Raw genomic sequence first — 22,306 nt, 5'->3', positions numbered from 1 at the left:
TTAATTTACTTTAAAACAAATACGAGTGCTACTGGAATGAATTTTTCGCAGCCTCTGTCACGCTTGCGAACAGCAAGTAAGAAAAACTTACTCCAGTAGCACGTGGCTAACAACGTACAGATTTTATTTAGAACTGCCTACCTCTAAACACTTTATACAGAAAAAATCTGTTCTGCCGATAGTTTAATCACGACCTAATAACCTGTTTTTATATCTCTCCAATATCTACTTCATAAAGCCATTATCTGCTAAAAATGCCTCAGATAACTGACTTTGTGGGTTTGGTGCATTCATACCACTCGTTTGCGATTTATTTAATAAACGCTCTAAATAGCGCGCGACGATATCGACTTCGATATTAACCTTGCTGCCTACCAGCCAATGCTTGGCAATATTGGTCACTTTAGCGGTATGCGGGATGATGTTTAGAGAGACAATATTGTCACGTACCAGATTGGTCGTCAGGCTAATACCATCGACCGTAATAGAACCTTTAGTGGCTGTATAATGCGCCAGCTCTGATGGTATGGTGATTTCGATATGAATAGAACGCGCATCCTGTTGTAGCTTGCTAACTACGCCTACTCCATCTACGTGACCGGCGACAATGTGACCACCAAAACGCGTGGTCGGTAGCATCGCTTTTTCTAAATTAACAATATGACCCGATTTTAACGTTTCTAGGGCGGTACGAGCGATAGTTTCACGTGAAACATCAACAGAGTAATAGTCGCTACCAAGTTGGACGACGGTCAAGCAAATACCGTTTGAGGCAATAGAATCTCCTAACTTTACATCGCCAAAATCCAATTCATCAGACTCTATCGTTAAGCGTATGTCACCGCCCATAGGCTGCATAGACTTAACCTTTCCAACACCTTCTATAATTCCAGTAAACATATTGACCTCATCTCATGGTTATATTGTTGCTATAAACAATATATTTTAATTGATTAGGGGCTGTATAGAATTCATCTATTAGGACTGCTGATCGCTAAAATAATTCCAGACTAGGCGTAAATCGAAGGTAATGTCGAGACCTTAGCTAGATTTACAACAACGTCTGGGCCGATTTTAGCATCAGTCCGAAGGAACAGGACTATTTTTTGCCACTTCATAGCCAAAACTATCGCGCTTAGAATGACTAAACTTACTATTTTTGGCGTCGAATTGCCTAAAAAATAGTCTCTGTCAGTTCCTTAGCTGAATTCTATACAGCCCCTAAAACTCTTATCAGCGTTCGCATATGGTCTATTTCTTGGTGAAACGTCTGCTTATCTTATGCTTATCATAGGATAAGTTGTGGATAAGTAATCGTAAAACAACCCAAGGCACCCTAAAACCTTGGTTTACGTAAAGTTATCCACAACAAGTATTTTTCTAGCTAAAAACTCCATACTTTAAAAAATCAGACTAAGTAACTGATTTTTATATTAAAATTATTATCTTTAATGGAAATCTAGATACGATTGTTTCATGTGGAACAAAGTTATGCACAGTTTCATGTGAAACCTTGATTAAGCATTTTTAGTTATCCACATTCAACCCACATTATGCCCAAGCTGTGAGTAAGTTGTTTATAACTAACAGGTTTATAGCGGTAATAAAGTAATTTTTAGGTCAGAACTTAGCTGCTCATGGCGGTGAATATCGAAGCGCAGCTGTTGAGCCAAAGATAGTGGATTAAACTCCACCATTGGCCGCGCTTGAGACCCTAACAAACAAGGCGCTTGGTACACAATCAGCTCGTCTACCAGTTGCTGACTTAAAAAACTGCCTGCCACGCTAGCACCGGCTTCTATCAACACGTCATAACACTTATGTTCATTGACCAAAACGGTAAGTAAGTCGTTTAAATTGTCTTCACGCCAATACAGCGTCTCGGTACTGCGACACAACTGATAGTTAGATTGTGGACTATACGCTAAGCGTTGACGTCTATCGAGTACCACTATCTTGGGAGCGGGAACTTGCTCGGGGGTGATACCTAGTTGATGGGAGCGAACATTAAGCTGGGGATTATCAGCCATGACAGTTTCGCTACCCGTAATAATAGCGCCACTTTGCGCCCGTAACTTCTGTACGTCTTCACGGGCAGCAGCGGAGGTAATCCACTTAGATTCCCCAGTTGCCATCGCTGTGCGACCATCAAGACTGGTGGCAATCTTGAGCCTCACATAAGGCATTTGGGTGCGCATTGCCTTTAAAAACCCACGATTTAATGCTTCTGCTTGCTCGGTTAATACACCAACCGTTACCTCAATACCAGCTTGCTCTAATACCCTCACCCCGTGTCCTGCAACTTGTGGATTCGGATCGAGCCCTGCAATCACCACACGTTTCACCCCAGCATTCACAAGGGCTAACGCACAGGGCGGTGTGCGCCCCGTATGGCTACATGGCTCTAAGGTCACATAAGCAGTTGCCTCTACTGCCCGCTCTCCAGCATCTGTGAGCGCAAACACTTCTGCATGCGGCTCTCCCGCTTTAGGATGATACCCTTGACCAACGATCTCTGCTGCTTGGACGATGACACAGCCCACTGCTGGGTTGGGTCTAGTCGTATACAAGCCTTGCTTGGCTTGTTCGATAGCAAGCATCATAAAGTAGCGGTCTTGCGAGTCTTGAGAATGGTTTTGAATTGACATAGGGGTTAACTTAATCAATGAGTGAGAGTTATTAGGGCGTGTTGAACATTCAGCCATGGCACTGACAGAAGCTATCAGAAGCTATGCAGAAAGAGGCGGCGCAAAACTTATCCAGTAATCGTTGTTTATTCTATAGTGGAGCTACTATATCTAAGAAAATAAAGGATTCAGCTTATTTTTCATTGGGTCGAATATTGGCGATTTCTTGATGAAAAGCATCAATGTCTTGAAAATCACGATAGACGCTTGCGAAGCGTACATAAGCGACATCATCCAAAGTTTTGAGCTCACTCATGATGATTTCACCCAAAACCTTGCTGCTTACTTCACGCTCTCCCATTTGTCTAACACGCTTTTCTATACGGCTAATCATCGCCTCTTGCTCATCAATAGTGATAGGACGCTTTTGTAATGGTAGTAAGATAGAGCGGCGCAGCTTTTCATTATCGTACGGCTCAATTTTGCTGCTCGATTTGATAATTCTAGGCATTACCACCTCTACCATCTCAAAAGTAGTAAAACGCTCTTGGCAACTATTACATGAGCGGCGGCGGCGCACTTGAGCACCTTCCGCGGCAAGCCGTGAGTCAATAACCTTGGTCTCTGACGCATTACAATATGGGCAGTGCATAGCATTTTCCTTATTTTAAGATGGAGCATACAACGGGTTATTTACCAATGCAAAAGCTACCAAATATTTTACCTAACAAATCATCAGCACTGAACTCACCTGTTATCTCGCCTAAGCTTTGTTGAGCTTGGCGTAAGCTTTCGGCAACCAATTCTCCTGCTTGAAAGACGGTCAACTGCTCATGCGCCTCTGCCAAACAATCCGCCGTCCGTCTGAGTGCATCTATATGCCGTGTGCGAGCGATTAGGCTGTTTTCTGGGGGATGGAAACCTACTTTAGCGCACAAGGTTTCGACTAAATTATCGATACCTACGCCTGTTTCACATGAAACATTAACTTGTTCGTAGCCACGATTTTCTATTTCAAGTTGCGAATCAGAGTCGATTTGTGCGCCACTACTGTCCCTTAATAGATCACTTTTATTGGCAATAATTAATAAGCGCTTGGCTTCTGGCAGCTCACCAAATAGCTGCTCAGCGAGCTGTAAGGGTGTGATTTCCTCTTCAAGATCACGGGTGACATCATAAACCATCAGCAGCATATCAGCCTGAGTAATTGCTGTTCTAGCACGCTCAATGCCAATGCGCTCAACCGTATCTTCTGTCTCGCGCAAACCAGCGGTGTCAGTCAAATGCAGCGTTAAACCATTGAGAACCACTGTCTCTTGCAGCGTATCGCGAGTGGTGCCTGCTACGTCGGTGACGATAGCACGCTCTTGTCCTGCCAAACGATTCAATAAGCTTGATTTACCCGCGTTAGGTCTGCCCGCCAACACCACGTGAATACCATCGCGTAACAGCTGTCCTTGTTTTGCCGTTGCTAGTACTTGCTGTATCTTGGCTTGTGTTTGCTCCAGCTGAGTTTGTATAACCCCATCAGATAAGAAGTCCACATCCTCCTCATCAGGAAAATCAATAGCCGCTTCTACATGGAGTCGCAGGTGAATTAACTGCTCAAGCAGCTGATTAATCTTTTGTGAAAACTCACCGCTAAGCGATCGAATCGCACTACTTGCAGCAGCAGCGCTGGTCGCATCGATAGCGTCAGCGATTGCCTCTGCCTGTACCAAATCCAGTTTATCATTATCAAAAGCGCGGTAAGAAAACTCTCCGGCACTCGCTTGTTTTGCCCCCAATTCAAAGACACGTGCTAGCAGCTGGTTTTGTAAAATCATCCCGCCATGCCCTTGCAGTTCAATCACATCTTCGCCTGTGAATGAGTTTGGTCCCTTAAAATACAGCACCAAACCCTCGTCAATGACCGTACCATCAGCCTGATAAAAACGGCAAAAACTGGCCATACGTGGTTTAAATTCTGACTTACCGGTGAGCTTACACGCGATGTCATGTGCGCGTGCGCCTGATAGCCGTATAACGCCGACACCACCACGCCCAAGCGGTGTTGCAATAGCAGCAATCGTGGCCAATCCAGATGCGTTGGGCTGTTCAGATGAATTAGGTGCAGTCGACGGCTTCTCTAAAGAATCCACAATTACTCTCACTAGCTAAAAACTCCATTATAGACGGCTGGACGCAGACTGACAAAGCAAACTTTGGATAGCAACAGCACGTTACTATTTACTTTATTACTTTACTACAAGCGCATCGTTTTTATTTTGAGCTGACTATATAGTCAATTCGATATAGAAAAATACAGTGCGATTGGTATTAATTTTTTGCAGCCTCTGTCAGCGTAGATACAGCAAGCAACAAAAATTAATACCAGTCACGCGTCAAAAAAAATGTATTTAGTGTCAACCATAGTACATATAGACCAGCTATAAAAAAACCACCGCTGACGCGATGGTTTTATCAATGCTGGTTCTATTTGAAGACTGGTTAATCGACTACCTTGACGGTACGACGCTTTTGTTCTTCTTCAACTTTCTTATTAACAATATACTGCTGGGTCATACTAAACAAGTTATTCACTGTCCAGTATAGTACCAAACCAGCTGGGAAGAACAGCATAAATGCGGTAAAGATAATAGGTAAAAACTTCATCACTTTTGCTTGCATTGGATCAGCTGGCTGCGGGTTAAGCTGCTGCTGTGTAAACATCGATGCACCCATAAGCAGTGGCAAGATAAACCACGGATCCATCGCTGATAGATCCTGAATCCATAATATCCATGGTGCATGACGTAGCTCAACACTCTCAACCAGCACCCAATAAAGCGCTAAGAATATTGGCATCTGCATAAGAATTGGTAAACAACCCGCCATCGGATTGACCTTTTCTTCTTTATAAATGCCCATCATCTCTTGCGACATCTTCATACGATCGTCGCCATGCTCTTCTTTTAGCGCTGCTAGACGAGGTGCGATAGCCCGCATCTTCGCCATTGAGTAGTAGCTTTTATTCGAAAACCACATTAAGGCAATTTTCACTAAAACAGTCAGTCCAATAATTGACCAACCCCAGTTACCGATAACCTTATGAATACCATCCAAGATAGCAAATAATATCTTCGATATTGGCCATAACAAGCCATAATCGACGGTCTTATTAAGGCCGACTGCCACATCTTTTAGCTCAGACTGTACCTTTGGACCGGCATACAGTGTCGCGTTTAACGTCATTTGCTTGCTTGGAGCTACATTGACTACTTCGCTATTAAAGCCAATAAAGTAATCATTTCCCGTTTCACGACTAAAGAATTTACCCGTAAAGTTTTCAGGCGTCCATGCAGAGACAAAATAGTGCTGTACGATGCCGACCCAACCCTTATCACTGGACGTGGCCAATCCACTATCGCTGAACTTGCCAAATTTTAGCTTATTATAAGGATCGTCAGGTGTACCCCAAGCGCCGCCTAAATAAGTCGCCATGCTCAGTGCGCCTTTATCTGACATGCCAGGGTCTTTACTGTCATCGCGTTTTAGCTGCGCAAACATCTGACCTTGCCACGCGTTGGTAGAAGCGTTTTGAATTTGGTAGCTAATATCAATCGGATATTTATTTTCAGTAAAGGTAAAGGTCTTGGTAATTGTCACGCCATCTTTTTTATAAGTAAGCGGTACAGACAACGTTTGTTGACCTTCTTCCATCACGTAATTATTAGCAGTATGGCTATAATTAGCACGGCCTTCTGCCGTATCGATACCATTTTGACCGATTAGACCAGATTGAGCCACGTACACACGATTGCTGTTATTTTCTAACAATACAAAAGGTTTATCACTATCGAGTGTCGCGTCATACTGCTTGAGAGCAGCATAAACAATATCACCGCCTTCTGGATTAATTTTTATATCATAGCGATCGGTGGTTACCGTGATGAGACCTGCATCTTTAGCAGGAGTAGCCGTCACCGTACCAATATCGACTGCACCATTATCAACAGGTAGCGTCTGTGACGGAATATCACCTGCTGCACCGGTGGTAGAAGGAATGTCAGCACCTACTGAAGAGGTGGTTTCTGGCACTGCATCTACCGCTGGCGCATCGGCATAATCATCTCGCCATGCCAAAATCAGCAGATAAGCGGTGATTAGCATCGCAATGATGATCATCACCCGAAATATCTTTTGCATAAACCTTTCCTAGATTAAAAAATTAGGGAATGAAAAATTAGGGCATGTGTCGTGACCATACAACAAAGTTATCTTGATATCTGACAACTATATTGCTAGTCATTTACATAAAATGTGCATTATTTTACTAAAATTCTGCCTTAAATGATACCAAGAGTGTGGATAACTTGTGGGTAACTTAATAGACCTGATACCAGCGCCATGAGACTCTTACCATTATGTCAAACTCATCAAATAATTTAGCCGTGAAACATAGCTTTTGTTGTCTCGATAAACACCAATACCTTGAAGACTCATATTTAATGAAGTAGTAAAAGGTACGTATTGATAAACATAAGAAGCTAAAGGTAGCGGCACAAAATCAACGCCATGTCCACCTAAAGGGTGGCAGCTACCAATACGCTTTAATAACAACCAACCCCCCGCTCGAACACCGTGCCATGCCAAAGCTTGTTTGCCATAATTCGAGCATGTTGGGTAATAACGACAACGAGCAGGTATTACTGGACTTATTACTCTTTGATAAAAGATAATCAAATAAACAATAGACTTATTTAAAAAATTATTTTTATCTTTTAATAAAACTTTCATTTTATTTAATTTCTATTTTTTTAAAAATATTATTTATTTGTTTTTTCAATTCTTTATTGTCTAACTCTTTTATAGATTTTTTAACAATGAAAACAATATCTTTATTTTCTAAGATAGAAGATTTTATTCGAAACTGCTCACGTATCTGCCGTTTAATGAGATTTCGAGCGACCGCGGTAGGTACTTTACGCTTAGTGATAGCCATACCTACTCGTGGTTGGTCATGCGTATTGGTTCGTACAAAGGCCATGAGATGGCTTTGATGCAGCTTACGCTCAGGCGCATCAAACACCTCACGAAAGGCGTTAGGCGTTAGCAAGCGTTGCTCTTTAGTGAAGCGGGCGGTAGGTATCGCTGAGACAGTATTGGACATAGTACAACCTAGTATGAAAGCTAATAACAATATTAGAATAATAGCAAAATATAGAGACAAAAAAAGCGCCTATGTGGGCGCTTTTGATATATGGCTACGTGTCAGTTGTGATGATTGACTATCGCAATCTACCAATAAACAATAGATACACAACAAGCACTACTAGCCATGCTTATCGCAATCTACTGATTATACAGTAAGACGATGACGTCCTTTAGCGCGGCGACGAGCTAAGACCTGACGGCCTTTTTTAGTTGCCATACGTGCACGGAAACCGTGAGTACGTTTACGCTTGATCACGCTTGGTTGGAATGTACGTTTCATAACTCACCTGTCAAAATAATGGACTAAATTCGTAATAGCGGAGGATTATACCATTCCATAATATATTGGTCAATAAACGAATTGGATTTGTTTGTTGATGTGTGTTTTTACTCTGCTAGAAGTAAGTTTGTTCCACACTCTTTATTTTTATTTGATATTTATTGCTTGTAGTTATCGGTTCATCTTAGTTACTTTTTATCGACTTCTTGAAAGTTATCCACAGAATTTAACGAAATCCATAATAATAATTGATTAATATATATATAGATATTGTTGTTATTGGGAGGCTTATTATCTGTGGTTAAGTCTAAATTTCTTTTTATTATCAAAAGACTAGACTATGGGTAAGCCTGTGGATAACCTGTGGGCTAAATATGGATAACTCGAGTAATAAACTTATCCACAAAACTATCCACAGCCTTATCCACAAAAAACAAGGTGTTATCCACAGGCTTCTGTGTTAGATTAACCCCTGCCCACTCTATGGTTTTTTATCATTTTGCCAAGGTAGTTTTGGCTGAATAATGATGGGCAGTATTTAGTGTTAGATAAGAGGTTTATACCACTTAGGCACATCTATTATTTTAGTTTATAGGGTTAGTATTTTTCATGATAGACACAGCAAATATTTGGGATAGATGTCTAAACGACTTGCGTTACAACGTCAAAGACAATGTATTTACCATGTGGTTGAGACCTTTGTCTGCCCATCAAGAAGCACAAACTCTTATTATTCTTGCTCCTAATGATTACTTTGTGACTTATATTAAAAAAAATCATTTGCAAGATATTCAGCAGTTGGTCGCTAAGCACAGTCAAGGAAGTATCGAAGAAGTTGTGGTTCGCGTCGATAACGCTGGACGTGACACAGGCGATAATAGCCAACCACAGTCAGGGTCTTTGTTTACAGAGGATAAGCCCTCCCCTCCCCCTGCTGATCATAAATTTGAAACCATTCATCATAACAATGCAAAAGCAGATATTGATGCCAATATGCGGCATGCAGAGTTAATCGACTCTGCTGATGCCAAATCTTTAAGCTATCTAAACCCTGATTTTACTTTTGAGACATTTGTCACTGGTAAGTCCAATAACCTGGCCTACAAAGCCTGTTATGAGCTTGGTAAGCGCCAATCAAAAAATCGCCACAATCCACTATTTATATACGGGCCTTCTGGGTTGGGGAAAACGCATTTAATGCATTCTGTAGCACATCGCTATTTAAAAAATAATCAAAGTTTTTATTATTTCACTTCTGAAAAATTTATTAATCAATTAGTTTATTCTTTAAGAAATAATAAAATAGAAGATTTTAAAAAGAAAATAAAAAAAGTAGATTTATTAATTGTAGATGATATTCATGTATTAGCAGGAAAGACTAAAAGCAGTAATGAGTTTTTGACATTATTTGCTGATTTTACTAGTGGTGACAAACAGCTGATTTTGGCTTCTGATCGTCATCCATCACAAATGACGGAGTTTGATGAACGTTTTAGATCGCGGTTTTCTTGGGGCTTAACGGTCGCTGTCGATCCACCTGAAATTGATACTCGCGTACAAATTCTGCAGAAAAAAGCGGCTTCGTATGGCATGACATTGCCTAAAGAGTGCGCCCTATTCATTGCTCAAAATGTGGTTTCTAATGTCAGGCGTCTTGAAGGGGCGTTAAATCAAGTATTTGCCAACGCTAACTTGACGGGCGCACAAATTACACTAGAGATGGTGCAATATGCGCTAAAAGACATCGTAGCGATGCGGGTACAGGCCGTTAATATGGATAATATTCGTAAGGTGGTCGCTGAATATTATGATGTAACGGTCAAAGATATTATGGGTCGTAAACGTACGCGCAGTATTGCCAGACCGCGTCAAATAGCAATGACACTCTCACGAGAGCTAACTGGCGATAGTTTTCCTGAGATTGGACAGTCATTTGGTGGACGCGATCACACGACGGTGATGCATGCTTGTGATAAAGTTAATGAGTTGCGAGCAGCGGATCCAGCGTTTGACAAGGATTACAAAACGCTTGCATTGATGTTACAAGCGGGTTAGCAGCCTTTGCTACGGCTGTGTTTTAGTCGCTCGATATGGTTTATAATATTGACCATATCGAGCGCATAGACATTGATGGATTATAGTGAGTAGACAAGGTATTATTAAGCCATTATTTTAAATTTTATAAAAATAACCATTCAAAAAGTCATCTAAACAAGAAAACCCTTTAAACAAGAGTAACTAAGCATGCAATTATCGATTAATCGAGAGTCGTTACTAAAAGCCATTAACTTGATAGCCAAGGCGGCGGATAAGCGCCACAATATGGTCATCTTGGGCAATATTAAGTTACAGCTGTCTGAGTCAGCGCTTATTTTGACGGCATCTGACTTAGAAGTAGAGCTGACATCGACGTTGAAATTGCCTGCGGGTGCTTGTATCGAAGCGGGTACAACGACTTTGCCGGCGACGAAATTGAAAGATATCTGTAAGTCGCTGCCTGCTCAAGCGCAAGTCAATCTCGCCACTCAAGAAAATGAACGCTGTTTGCTGACCAGTGGCAAAAGCCGCTTCACCTTGGGGACATTACCTAGCGAAGACTATCCAAGTTTGGGCAATCCTGAAAACATCACACCCTTGACCATCAGTCGTAGCCGCCTGACGGATTTGATTCATAAGACCCAGTTTGCGATGGCGATTCAAGATGTGCGTTATTACCTCACTGGTATGTTGTTTGATGTGTCACAGCAGCAATTGACGACGGTCGCGACCGATGGGCACCGATTGGCTTTGGCGCGCAGTGTTATCGATGTGAATGCTGATTTAAATATGCAGGCTATCTTGCCGCGTAAAGCGGTGATTGAGCTTGAACGCTTGGCCGCTGAGCTAGGTAAAATGCTTGGTGATCAAGACAACGCAGTGACACTGAGCTTCGGGCGTGAGTTTTTGCAAGTAAGTTTGCCGTTCGGCGATGTGGATAGTGCAGGGCAGGTCAGTGAAAATCTGATGGTGACCTTTACCGCGCGTTTGATAGATGGCAAATTCCCTGATTATCGCCGCGTTATGCCAAGCAATACGGATAAACTGGCGTTATTCAATCAAGAAAAAATGACCGATGTGCTGCGCCGTGTAGCAATTTTAAGTAATGAAAAATCTCGCGGTGTGGTGTTTAATTTTGCCAGTGATGGCATGGTAGAAGTACGTGCCAACAACGCTGAGCAAGATGAAGCGGTGGAGATGATTCAGGCAAAATATCAAGGTGAGCCAATGGAGCTATCGTTTAATGCTGCATATCTGCAAGATGTATTGGGTGTCATCCAAGGCGATTTGCAAATGCACATGAGCCAATCAAATGCTTCCGTTTTGGTCAATCAACTGAATGATGAGTTTCATCAATATGTCATTATGCCGATGCGTATATAGTAGATTCACTATAAAGACGATACAGTGTATTGGTTATAAATCTTTTGCAGTCTCTGTTAGTGCCATCGCCGAAGGATCAAACACGCCCTATATATAAATATAAGCACTCTTAAATCGAGTGCTATATTATATAATATAACCTTCTATATTTAACTGGTTTATCAAACTTTTGCCTGTTATTAAAACAGCAATCTCACTAGGCGGCTGTCGGTACTATGATTGAACGTCTGCAAATATCTCATCTTCGCAACTTAACCTATGTCAACTTATCATCAGCTGCTTGCAATGTCATTATCGGTGCCAATGGTAGTGGGAAAACCTCGTTACTTGAAGCTATATTCTTATTATCCCGTGGTAAAAGCTTTCGGCATAGTCAACCAAAGCGCTATGTTCAGCATCATCAACCAGCAGCCATCGTCTATGCTAAGCTCATTGATGGCAGTACCTTAGCCATTCAAAAGCAAATCGATGCGACGACCATTCTACGTCTTAATCAAACCACCGTTTATAACCAAAGCATCCTAACCGAGCAACTGCCAACACTACTGATAGATCCATCGACCATGGATATGTTAGAGCAGGGTAGTGCCAGTCGTCGCCAGCTATTAGATTGGTTGGTGTTTCACATGAAACAAGGCTTTCATCCGCAATGGGTAGCGTATCAACGACTGCTAAAACAGCGCAATAGTTTGCTAAAAAAGACCCGTCATTTAACCCAAGTGCAACTCGCTGAGCTAAAATCATGGGATAGAGGGCTTAGTAATCATGCAGCGCTTATCCATCATTATCGTGAGCGTATATTTACAGAGTGGCAGCCTTATTTTTCTGAAAGCATTGTGCAATTATTGCCAGCTTATGCTGAGCAATTGAGTCTGAGCTATAACGCTGGCTATGATACCAATGTTGCGCTTGACGTACAGCTCAACGAGCGTCTAGAGCAGGATTTGCAATTGGGCTATACCCGTATCGGCAATCATCGTGCTGATGTTCATGTGCATTGGCGCTCGAATGAGGCAGTTGACATGAGTCGTGAGCACACACAGACGAGTGCGCCGTTAAAAAATGAGGTAAGTACTAAGTTGCCCATCCTAAAAGAGCAGGCCGCTAATGTATTGTCTCGTGGTGAAAAAAAGTTACTCATCACGGCATTACGCTTGTCACAGTTACCATTGTTACTTAATGCTGAAAGCGATACGGGTTTACCGAGCAATGACTCAAAATTAAAAGCCACACCAGTCGTATTATTAGACGATATCACCGCAGAATTAGATGGTCGGGCGATACAGATTCTACTATCGGCTTTAGCACGGCTGCCGTGTCAAGTATTCATGACCAGTTTGACCGATGATATTGTGCCTTTGGTGCAACAGTTATGGTCAGAACCTAAAGTGTTTCATGTGAAACAAGGTGATATTTTAGCTTTATAAGTACTTTGTTTTTTTGATAGAGTTTTTTACCATCAGCATTCTCATTGCTCACTTCTCTTTCTATAAAACCTTCAAATCTATGGTTCTTCATCTCATCTTTTTATCAAAACAATCACTATTTTAAAAAGGGCGCTTAGTATTGATAAAGCTCTCAGTAAACAGTGACTTAGAGGCAAAAAAATGCTAAAATAGAGCTTTATTTTTGTCCTGTTTTCAGTAAGTTATTTGATGGCATTATATGGATGATTTTTATTGTCCGTAATTTTATAAGTAGTTGATAGTTATACGTTTCATTTACTCCATTGGCTTTGATAATGTTTAAAAAAAAGAAGCCAATGTTAGACAGGTGAAACGCTGGAACTTAAGTTGCTTTTAAGTCGATATCAACACTCAAATTTTTTGGTTAACCCTGTTTTAACCAATAATGCATATCAAAGGTTTTGACTACAATATTTAAGTCTCAAGTATTTAAGTCCAAAATAACGTTATAAAGCGTCATCGTAGTGGTGCGCTCATAACAAACGGCTGATTACGGCTAGATTAAGGAATGCACATGAGTGATTCATTACCTACCGACCACGAGCAATTAACGACAGACCACGTGGCAGCAACTACTGCACCAGATGTGGTTTCTGAAGGGTTACCGTCTGATTATAGCTCCAAAGATATTCGTGTATTGCGTGGGTTAGAAGCAGTACGCGTGCGCCCTGGTATGTATATCGGTGATACCGATGACGGTACGGGTCTACATCATATGGTCTTTGAGGTGGTGGACAACTCTATTGACGAGGCGCTCGCTGGTCATTGTGATCAAATTGATATCATTATCCATGAAGACGAATCTGTCAGTGTGATGGATAATGGTCGCGGTGTTCCCGTCGATATCCATCCAGAAGAAGGCGTGTCTGCGGCGCAGGTTATTATGACCGTACTGCACGCAGGTGGTAAGTTCGATGATAATAGCTATAAAGTTTCGGGCGGCTTACATGGTGTCGGTGTTTCGGTGGTTAATGCGCTATCCAAAACGCTTGAGATGAATATCTGGCGTGAAGGTTATCATTACAATCAGACTTATACTGATGGTGTCCCTGACAGCGAAATTCAACAGATGGAAGCGACCGAGCAAACTGGTACGCAAATCCGCTTTTACCCCAGTAATGACGTATTTACTGGCACCATCTTTGAGTACGATATTTTAGCCAAACGCTTACGTGAATTATCATTCCTCAACTCTGGTGTGCGTATCGTCCTAACCGATGAGCGTATCGATAAGCGTCATGAGTTTGAGCATAAAGGTGGTTTGTCAGAATTTGTCAGTTACATCAATGCTGGCAAAGATGGCATTAACGAGGTCTTTCATTTTGTCAGTGAACAAGATGATGGCATCAGTGTCGAAGTGGCGTTGCAATGGACCGATACTTATAACGAAAAAGTACTTTGTTTCACCAATAATATCCCGCAGCGCGATGGTGGGACGCATTTATCTGGCTTCCGTTCGGCATTGACCCGTGGTTTAAACAGCTATATGGATCGTGAAAACTTATTCAAAAAAGAAAAAGTCGTCGCAACCGGCGATGATGCCCGTGAAGGCTTGACCGCTATTGTCTCTGTTAAAGTCCCAGATCCAAAGTTCTCGAGTCAGACTAAAGATAAGCTGGTCTCAAGCGAAGTGAAATCGGCTGTCGAATCAGCGATGCATGATAAGTTTAATGATTATCTGCTTGAAAACCCAAGCGCTGGTAAAGCAATCGCCGGTAAGATTATCGATGCGGCACGTGCGCGTGATGCGGCGCGTAAGGCACGTGAGATGACTCGCCGTAAGACTACTTTGGATATTGCTGGTTTACCGGGCAAGTTAGCAGATTGCCAAGAAAAAGACCCTGCATTATCCGAGCTATACATAGTGGAGGGTGACTCTGCAGGCGGTAGTGCTAAGCAAGGTCGTAGCCGTAAGACCCAAGCGATTTTGCCATTAAAAGGTAAAATCCTCAACGTTGAGCGTGCCCGTTTTGACAAAATGCTGTCTTCTGCTGAAGTCGGTAACCTGATTACCGCACTTGGCTGCGGTATCGGCCCAGATGAATATAATCCTGATAAAGTGCGCTATCATAAAATCATCATCATGACCGATGCGGACGTCGATGGTTCACATATTCGCACCCTTCTATTGACGTTTTTCTTCCGTCAAACGCCTGAGCTCATTGAGCGCGGTTACATTTATATCGCTCAGCCACCGCTTTATAAGGTAAAAAAAGGCCGTCAAGAATTGTATCTAAAAGACGATGAAGCGCTAAAAGCGTATTTGTTGTCATCGACGATTGATAGCACTAAGCTACATATCAGTGCTGACGCGCCTGCCATCACTGGCCAAGCGTTAGAAACACTACTCAATGATTATAACCAAACGCAGCTGATAAAAGCACGTTTGCAGATTCGTTTTCCGGCGGTGGTTTTAGATGCCTTGACGCATACGCCGAAGCTTAGCACCGACATGACTTATGACAAGTCAGCGATGCAAGCATGGAAAGAAGCCATGCAAACCCAGCTTGAGCGCTTCGGTAGTGACTTAAACCCTGAGATTGAGTTGGTTAATATTCATGCGCCGCAGCCAAAAAATATGGATGCCGCCGCTGCTGATTTGTTGGGTATGAAACCAGAAGTAGAGGCTGAAGTAGCGGTAGATGGTGAAACGTTAACCACTAAAGCACAGTGGCTCCCACGTATTACTGTTTATGTGCATCAGTTGGCCCATCATTATTTGTTGGATGCTAGCTTTATTAATTCAGGCGAATACAGCAAGCTGCTGCGCTTATCGAGCGAGTGGAATACCTTGCTTGCAGAGGATGCCTTTATCCGCCGTGAAGCATCGGCGGGTACGACCAAAGATATTCCAGTACGTGATTTTGATTATCTATGGCAGCAGATGATGATGGATGCGCGTCGAGGTCTATCTGTGCAGCGTTATAAAGGGCTGGGTGAGATGAACGCGGATCAGCTTTGGGATACGACGATGGATCCTGAAAACCGTCGTATGCTACGCGTGACGATTGAAGACGCGATTGCCGCTGACCATATGTTTACCTGTCTAATGGGCGATCATGTCGAGCCGCGCCGTATTTTCATCGAAGAGAATGCATTGACGGTATCTAATCTGGATATTTAATATTTGAAATTAGCCTGTTTATTCTATAAAGTCATCCTGCTAGCAGGATGACTTTTTTTGTTTCATGTGAAACAAAGTAAATAAGATAGTGAGGAAAATACCATGCTAAACACAGAACAAAAGAAGTATTTATCACAACTACCAAAAACAGCCTTAGTTGATTTTGTCGCTGATGTGTATGGTGTAGATAAAATGCTAGATAAAAAAATTGAGCGTCTGCTATTACAGTCAGATAAGCCTAAGCTCATAAAAAAGTTAACCACTACCCTAAAAGGACTTAGAAGACGAAGGAAGTTTGTAGATTACTGGGAGTCTAGCGAATTTGCTACTGAGCTTCAGCACTTAGCCAGTGACATAATGAGCCTTTATCCTGAGCAACCACAAGAATGCTTGACGTTACTTGAGTTATTTATAGAGTCTACTAATGCTAGCTTAGAACGTGCTGATGACTCGAACGGTTATATTGGTGACGTGTATAGAAGGTTAACCTTGTCTTGGTTGACAGTTGCTAACACTTGCTATGAGCAAGAAAAGCAGGACATCGCTGTTGATGAGCGCGATATACTCAGTCACGCTTGGGTAAAGAAAGTAAAAGCGCTGGCTGATGATAATGAGTATGGTACTAAAGATAATTTATTAGAAAATATTGGTCAGCTGTTATCTGAGCCTGAGATACGTGGATTGATCGCTGATTACCAACAAGAGCGCGGGATTATCCAAACAAAAAAGGCAAATGAAGATACACTCAATGAAAGGCAAAACAGCCCTTTAAGCGATGATGCTTTTTCAATTAACTATGAAAAAATGGTAATTGAGATCGCCATAAAAAATCTAACAAGGGCGCTAGGTGATGTGAGTTTTTTTGAAACCAGCTTTTTTGAGATGCAAGAGACTAGACCGGTTCATCCTCGAAGATTAGAAGAGTTGCTAACATTTTTGCTAAATCAAAGAGCTTTTGATAAGGCACTACACTACTTAAATGAAGAGTGGCAAAGCGATGGTTTGATGGATAAGATCAGACGCTTGGATTGGCTGAGTAACCTACACCACATGCAAAAAGATACCGATGCGCTCATGGAGGTGCTAGGCGAGGCGTTTGAGCTACAACCAACCCCTTCGCGGCTAAAAGCTATCATGGCTGCGGCCAGTCCTGCTCTGCAAGCTCAGTGGCGAAAAAGAGCTTATGAGCTGGCAGACCAACAAGAAAATGTATTTATCGCAACATCGCTACTGCTAGAGATAGGAGAGATTGAGCTTGCCAATGAGGTCGCAGTTGCCCGTCATTGCCAGTTTGCTGATGTGCATTATACAGATCTAGCAGGCATGTTAAAGGATTTGCCAGCTGAGACAGATTTACTTCAAGTTGTTATTTATCGCAGTTTGCTTAACGATATTCTAGACAGCTCTCGCAGCAAGGCTTATGGTCACGCAGCTCGCTACTTCAATCGTCTAACAAAGCTTGATACGATTATTAGTAAATCCTCTAAGCTTTATAATGAACTTGCGACTCATAACGAATACGTCATTACGCTTAAAGATAAGCATGGTAAAAAGCGTAGTTTTTGGGAAAAGGTAAACGATTAGATTGATGTAGCGTTTCACGTGAAACTTATGACAATAAGCAAAAAGAAGCGAAGAATGAAATGATCGAAGTCATACTACTTGCTATAGCTTTGGCAATGGATGCATTTGCTGTTGCGATTGGGCTAGGGGCTAAATCGAAAAAACAGAGTAAGCAGTATTTGCTACGTTTAGCCATTTATGCTGGTTTGTATTTTGGTATCGCGCAGGGTGTAATGCCACTAATTGGATATTTATTGGGCGCAGCACTGTTAGGCTGGTTGGCTGCTGCTGCGCCTTGGATTGGCGGCATGATACTTATCAGCCTCGGTGGTAAAATGCTTTATGAGGTGTTTACTGCTGATGGGGAAGATGCGGTAGATAGTGCGCTGCACCTAAAAGCCGACACAGATGATGCTGTTAACGCCATAAATAATAGAAACAACAATATCAATCATCGCACCCTATTTACCCTTGCAATAGCAACCAGTATTGATGCGATGGCAGCAGGTTTTACGCTTAATTTGTTGGCGCTTAATGCATGGTTGGCTTGTTTGATTATCGCGCTAGTGACTGCTATTTTTGGGCTGTTTGGTGTTTATTTGGGCTGGCGTTCTGGTACGTGGTTAGAGGATAAAGCGGAAGCATTAGGTGGCTTGGTGCTTATTTTGATTGGCTTAAAAGTGATGTTTTTTAGCTAATGAATACCAAATCCAAAAAGTAAGATTAAACCCTTCAAACTCGTTTAGTCTACAAGGCTTAGTACTTACACTCGTTTCCCTTACTATAGTCAGTGAAAAGTAAAATCGATACATCACGTACTGCTAGTACAGTTTTTTATAGCTTGCTGTGCCTACGCAGACAGAGGCTACAAAAAAACTATACCAGCAGTATCGTAGCGTTTTTTAAAGTATTTTAACTATACTCTAATTTTTGTGAATGGTATAACTACCGTATTTCAACTCATTTTCCTAATAAAAAGCAGCGCTATAAGAGTTATAGCGCTGCTTTTTTGTTTCACGTGAAACTTCGATTAATAAGGTTTTTATTGATTATTCTTCGTCAGTATCAAAGCGCCATGCCAACACACGGGTGTTCTTTTGACCCTGACTCATTTCAATAATACGCATTTGCGTGACATCGAGCTGCTTTAATAGCAGTTGCAACGGTTTGACGTTTTCAGACTTCGACACTAAGCTGGTAAACCAGCCGACGTGCTCTGCAAAATCCTGACTTTCTTTTATCATCTTGGTTAAAAAAGCAATCTCGCCACCCTCAGACCATAGTTCCTTGTGCTGACCACCGAAGTTTAGATTTTGCGCAGCATTACCAGCCTTGGTTGAGCGTCGACTGATTTGTTCGTTTTCGTTCTTACCGCGATGTCTTTGCAGATTATGCTGCTTGCGACTATTGGCTTCCATCGCTTCTTCTAATGAAGCATGAAACGGTGGGTTGCAAACGACCACATCAAAGTAATCTTGACGACCGATGATATTAGCAAAAATACGCTTAGGCTCAGGTTGTAATTTTACTTTGATCGCAGCTTTTAGCTTGGGATTGGATTTGCAAATAAGTGCAGCAGTGTTGACAGAAATAGGGTCGATGTCACTAGCAGTAAAGCGCCAACCATAGCTTTGACTACCAATAATGGGATAGATTACACTTGCACCCGTACCGATATCGAGGGCATGAATTTCTTTGCCAGTCGGTGGCGTATTATCTTTATTCACATGGGTGGTCTGCGCCAATAAGTCGGCAATGTAGTGAATATAATCAGCACGTCCAGGAATCGGTGGACATAGGTAACCTTCTGGAATATCCCAAAATTTAACGCCATAATAATGTGCCAATAACGCTTGATTGAGTACACGTACGGCGGCACTGTCAGAGAAGTTAATCGTCGACTCGCCTTTAGGGTTGGTAATGGTATGCTTGGCAAGCTCAGGTAAGGCACGGGTCAATACTTCAAAGTCATAGCGACCCTGATGTGGGTTGCGCGGATGCAGCTGGCCGAGTTTTTTGGCAGTTTCAGGCGAGCGATTTCTGTGATTATTGGCGGTCGGGCGACGGTTCATAGGCTTACTGGTCATAGTATCGGGCTTTGATGTTTGAATATAATCAACCAGTTTAGCAGATTTCACCAGTGACTAACGTCTTATCGACTACGTAAAATAAGATTTAATCCCAGTACTATCATTGCTGTACCCAATACGCGGTCTATCCAATGCTCAAAACGCTGAAATCGTCGATGAATGGCAGGGATAGAAAGCAACATCACCACCGTGCTGAACCAGGCCATTTGTAAAACCATCATCCAAACGCCATAAATCGCCAGCTGCCAAAGCGGAATACTGGGTGATAGTACAAGGGTGAATATCGCCACAAAATATACTGGTGCTTTTGGATTAAAGACATTGCAAAAAAAGCCACGGCGCAGAATAGCCGCGGTCGATTCAGTGTCAGTAGGCAGCTTTTTATTAGCGCTATTTTTACCAGCACTCGTGGTTCGATCGTTAATTATGTCTGGTGAAACGTTAACGCCTGAGTCTATTGGCTCTGCTGGAATTTCTAGCTCTGTTGGTTTTTTAGGTTTGGCTTGAATACCTTGCCACCCCAGATAAATAAGATAACTGCCGCCCAACCATTTAATAGCGGTCAGTAGTGGCTGCGAATGGGCAATCAACGTTGCCAGTCCTAGCACCGAATAGATAATATGTACGGCTAAACCAAAAGTAATACCGAGGCTACAAATCAAACCCGTGCGTCGGCCTTTTGCTAACGTTTGCTGCGAAACCAAAACAAAATCAGGGCCAGGGGAGGCGGCAGCGAGTAGATGAACGCTAGTGATAAGCAAAAAACCGTGCCAAAATTCCATAAAGTGCTCTGAGTGATGTCTTGATTTGGATAATAGTTGCACATTATCGTAAGTGAGGTCAACTGAAAATAGTGGCGATGTCGCGGCTTGTGTTATAGAGCGGAGATGTCTATATTAAAAGCAGACTGATAATCAATACTGTAACAAGGATAAAGTTATGACTGCTCACAATATGGCTAATAATATTACTGACAACGCTATTAACAGTGATACGAACAATCGCATTACTTATAAAACCGATGGCTATATCTGCCTAATCGGGCTCAATCGCGCCGATAAACGCAATGCCTTTGACAGTCATATGATTAAGCAACTGTCTGAGGCACTCACTAACTATGAAAACGATGCCAATCTTCGCTGTGCGCTGATATTCGCTCATGGTGAGCACTTCACCGCTGGGCTTGATTTGATGGAGCTACAGGATAAATGGGATAAAGGTGCGTTTGAGTTCGCTGCCGACGAAATCGACCCGTGGGGCATCGGTGGAAAATTGCGCACTAAGCCTGTCGTCGTTGCGGTACAAGGGACCTGCTTTACCGCTGGGATTGAATTAATGCTCAATAGTGATGTGGTTATCGCTAGTGATAACTGCAGCTTTGCACAAATGGAAGTCCAGCGCGGCATCATGCCGTTTGGCGGGGCAACAGTTCGCTTTGTCGCTGCTGCTGGTTGGCAAAAAGCCATGCCGTATCTATTAACAGGTAAAAACTTTGATGCGCAAACCGCTGATAGGCTAAATCTGGTCAGTGAAGTCGTGCCAAATGGCACAGAATACGAGCGCGCGCTAACTATCGCCCAACAGATTTGCAAAGCCGCGCCACTTGGCGTGCAAGGATTACTGTAGTGGTCAACTAATTTAGGACACCTGATAAGAGGTTTTGATTAAAGTAACGTCTTTCTGTTTCAGCTGGTGTTAAATAATTGTTGAAAGTGTGCGGTCTCACGGTTTGATAGTAGCCCCAGATATAATCACTAATGGCACTTTTAGCCTCAGCGATATTCTCATAACCGCCCTTTGGCATCCACTCTGTTTTGAAGCTTCTAAAGAAGCGCTCAGTTGGGGCGTTATCCCAACAATTTCCACGACGGCTCATACTCTGTGTCATACCGTCGCAATCATCGATTGATTCAGCAAATTTCTTACTGGTGTAATGCGTGCCCTGATCTGAGTGAAATAACACACCACTTGGTTTGAGTCTCGTCTGATACGCCATTTTCAGAGCGTTACCTGTCAGAATACTATCGGGTGAGTCTGAGACACTAAAGCCCACCACACGACGGGCGTACAGGTCTAAAACAACGGCTAGGTAACACCAGCCGCCTTTAATGCGAATATAAGTGACATCGCCCGTCCAGACTTGGTTGGGCGCCGTTGGGCTAAATCTGCGTTTTAAAAGGTTGTCATGGGTTTTATGTTCCTGATCAGCGTGCTTGTATTTGTGGGTCTTGAGCTGGCAACTGACCAGTTTCATTTGCTTCATAATCTTGGCAGCTAAGTAACGCGTTAGCCTAATACTGTGCTCATTCCACAGGATGGCGACAATGGTGCGAGCCCCAGCTGATTGTTTGGAGTCATTGAATATTTGACGTATCAAGGCTTTGAGTTTGACACGTTCAATATCGATAGGCTTAGTCTGTGTGCCATAGTAGTAGCTGCTTTTAATGATGCCAAATAAGTCACATAGTCGGCGTTTACTGACGCTTTTGTCTTGCTCTGCAAGCTTGCTTATCAGCGATAGCCGTTCAGGCTGTCCAAGG

Annotated in this window: 17 protein-coding genes and 1 pseudogene; 7 read left to right on the top strand and 11 right to left on the bottom strand. The window is 42.5% G+C overall.

Annotated elements, in window-relative coordinates; all coding sequences use genetic code 11:
• Positions 1-225: 225 nt before the first annotated feature.
• The 8 genes from EI161_RS05310 to rpmH form a co-directional block, all read right to left on the bottom strand.
• On the bottom strand, positions 226-900 hold the full coding sequence (locus tag EI161_RS05310) for a riboflavin synthase (protein WP_192522770.1): 675 nt from the start codon (positions 898-900) through the stop codon (positions 226-228).
• A 692-nt stretch (positions 901-1,592) separates the two neighbouring features.
• Positions 1,593-2,648: a bifunctional diaminohydroxyphosphoribosylaminopyrimidine deaminase/5-amino-6-(5-phosphoribosylamino)uracil reductase RibD gene (gene ribD / locus EI161_RS05305; RefSeq protein WP_192522769.1), complete on the bottom strand. Its 1,056-nt coding sequence runs from the start codon at positions 2,646-2,648 to the stop codon at positions 1,593-1,595.
• A 172-nt stretch (positions 2,649-2,820) separates the two neighbouring features.
• Positions 2,821-3,279, bottom strand: coding sequence for a transcriptional regulator NrdR (nrdR, locus tag EI161_RS05300; RefSeq protein WP_192522768.1), 459 nt, complete (start codon positions 3,277-3,279; stop codon positions 2,821-2,823).
• A gap of 37 nt (positions 3,280-3,316) precedes the next feature.
• A complete protein-coding gene (mnmE, locus tag EI161_RS05295) occupies positions 3,317-4,705 on the bottom strand; it encodes a tRNA uridine-5-carboxymethylaminomethyl(34) synthesis GTPase MnmE (RefSeq protein ID WP_192522790.1) in 1,389 nt (462 codons plus the stop codon).
• Positions 4,706-5,117: 412 nt separating this feature from the next.
• Positions 5,118-6,815: a membrane protein insertase YidC gene (gene yidC / locus EI161_RS05290; protein WP_192522767.1), complete on the bottom strand. Its 1,698-nt coding sequence runs from the start codon at positions 6,813-6,815 to the stop codon at positions 5,118-5,120.
• A gap of 216 nt (positions 6,816-7,031) precedes the next feature.
• The gene (gene yidD, locus EI161_RS05285; protein ID WP_192522766.1) at positions 7,032-7,406 is read right to left on the bottom strand and encodes a membrane protein insertion efficiency factor YidD; all 375 of its coding nucleotides are present in this window, start codon (positions 7,404-7,406) and stop codon (positions 7,032-7,034) included.
• Between the two features lies 1 nt (position 7,407).
• Positions 7,408-7,779, bottom strand: coding sequence for a ribonuclease P protein component (gene rnpA / locus EI161_RS05280; protein WP_192522765.1), 372 nt, complete (start codon positions 7,777-7,779; stop codon positions 7,408-7,410).
• 189 nt (positions 7,780-7,968) lie between these two features.
• A complete protein-coding gene (rpmH, locus tag EI161_RS05275) occupies positions 7,969-8,103 on the bottom strand; it encodes a 50S ribosomal protein L34 (RefSeq protein WP_007394757.1) in 135 nt (44 codons plus the stop codon).
• A gap of 609 nt (positions 8,104-8,712) precedes the next feature.
• On the opposite strand from rpmH, the gene dnaA reads away from it, so the two are divergent.
• The 6 genes from dnaA (at position 8,713) to EI161_RS05245 (ending at position 18,374) form a co-directional block, all read left to right on the top strand.
• Complete coding sequence (gene dnaA / locus EI161_RS05270) at positions 8,713-10,158, top strand: chromosomal replication initiator protein DnaA (RefSeq protein ID WP_192522764.1); 1,446 nt, start codon at positions 8,713-8,715, stop codon at positions 10,156-10,158.
• A gap of 189 nt (positions 10,159-10,347) precedes the next feature.
• The gene (gene dnaN, locus EI161_RS05265) at positions 10,348-11,523 is read left to right on the top strand and encodes a DNA polymerase III subunit beta (protein ID WP_192522763.1); all 1,176 of its coding nucleotides are present in this window, start codon (positions 10,348-10,350) and stop codon (positions 11,521-11,523) included.
• A gap of 215 nt (positions 11,524-11,738) precedes the next feature.
• A complete protein-coding gene (gene recF / locus EI161_RS05260; RefSeq protein WP_192522762.1) occupies positions 11,739-12,950 on the top strand; it encodes a DNA replication/repair protein RecF in 1,212 nt (403 codons plus the stop codon).
• A gap of 553 nt (positions 12,951-13,503) precedes the next feature.
• The gene (gyrB, locus tag EI161_RS05255; protein ID WP_225735235.1) at positions 13,504-16,113 is read left to right on the top strand and encodes a DNA topoisomerase (ATP-hydrolyzing) subunit B; all 2,610 of its coding nucleotides are present in this window, start codon (positions 13,504-13,506) and stop codon (positions 16,111-16,113) included.
• Positions 16,114-16,215: 102 nt separating this feature from the next.
• Positions 16,216-17,697, top strand: a complete 1,482-nt coding sequence (locus EI161_RS05250; protein WP_192522761.1) for a DUF6880 family protein — start codon at positions 16,216-16,218, stop codon at positions 17,695-17,697.
• A 59-nt stretch (positions 17,698-17,756) separates the two neighbouring features.
• Entirely contained in the window at positions 17,757-18,374 is a 618-nt protein-coding gene (locus tag EI161_RS05245) for a manganese efflux pump MntP family protein (RefSeq protein ID WP_192522760.1), read from the top strand.
• 351 nt (positions 18,375-18,725) lie between these two features.
• Here the strand turns inward: EI161_RS05245 and rlmF are convergent, their stop codons facing one another.
• Both rlmF and EI161_RS05235 read right to left on the bottom strand, forming a co-directional pair.
• Positions 18,726-19,763 (bottom strand): 23S rRNA (adenine(1618)-N(6))-methyltransferase RlmF, encoded by a 1,038-nt coding sequence (rlmF, locus tag EI161_RS05240; RefSeq protein ID WP_192529145.1) that lies wholly within the window; start codon positions 19,761-19,763, stop codon positions 18,726-18,728.
• Between the two features lie 65 nt (positions 19,764-19,828).
• A complete protein-coding gene (locus EI161_RS05235) occupies positions 19,829-20,548 on the bottom strand; it encodes a LysE family translocator (protein WP_192529144.1) in 720 nt (239 codons plus the stop codon).
• A gap of 172 nt (positions 20,549-20,720) precedes the next feature.
• Between EI161_RS05235 and EI161_RS05230 the strand changes: the two are divergent.
• A pseudogene (locus EI161_RS05230) lies at positions 20,721-21,389 on the top strand (crotonase/enoyl-CoA hydratase family protein); the annotation flags it as partial.
• A 10-nt stretch (positions 21,390-21,399) separates the two neighbouring features.
• On the opposite strand, the gene EI161_RS05225 reads toward EI161_RS05230, so the two are convergent.
• A partial coding sequence (locus tag EI161_RS05225) for an IS3 family transposase (protein ID WP_192529143.1) occupies positions 21,400-22,306 on the bottom strand: 907 nt, incomplete at its 5' end.

It is taken from the genome of Psychrobacter sp. FME5, from assembly GCF_014861375.1.
GTDB lineage: Bacteria > Pseudomonadota > Gammaproteobacteria > Pseudomonadales > Moraxellaceae > Psychrobacter.
The sequence above is the reverse complement of the archived record's forward strand: the minus strand, read 5'-3'. Positions and strand labels throughout refer to the sequence as shown.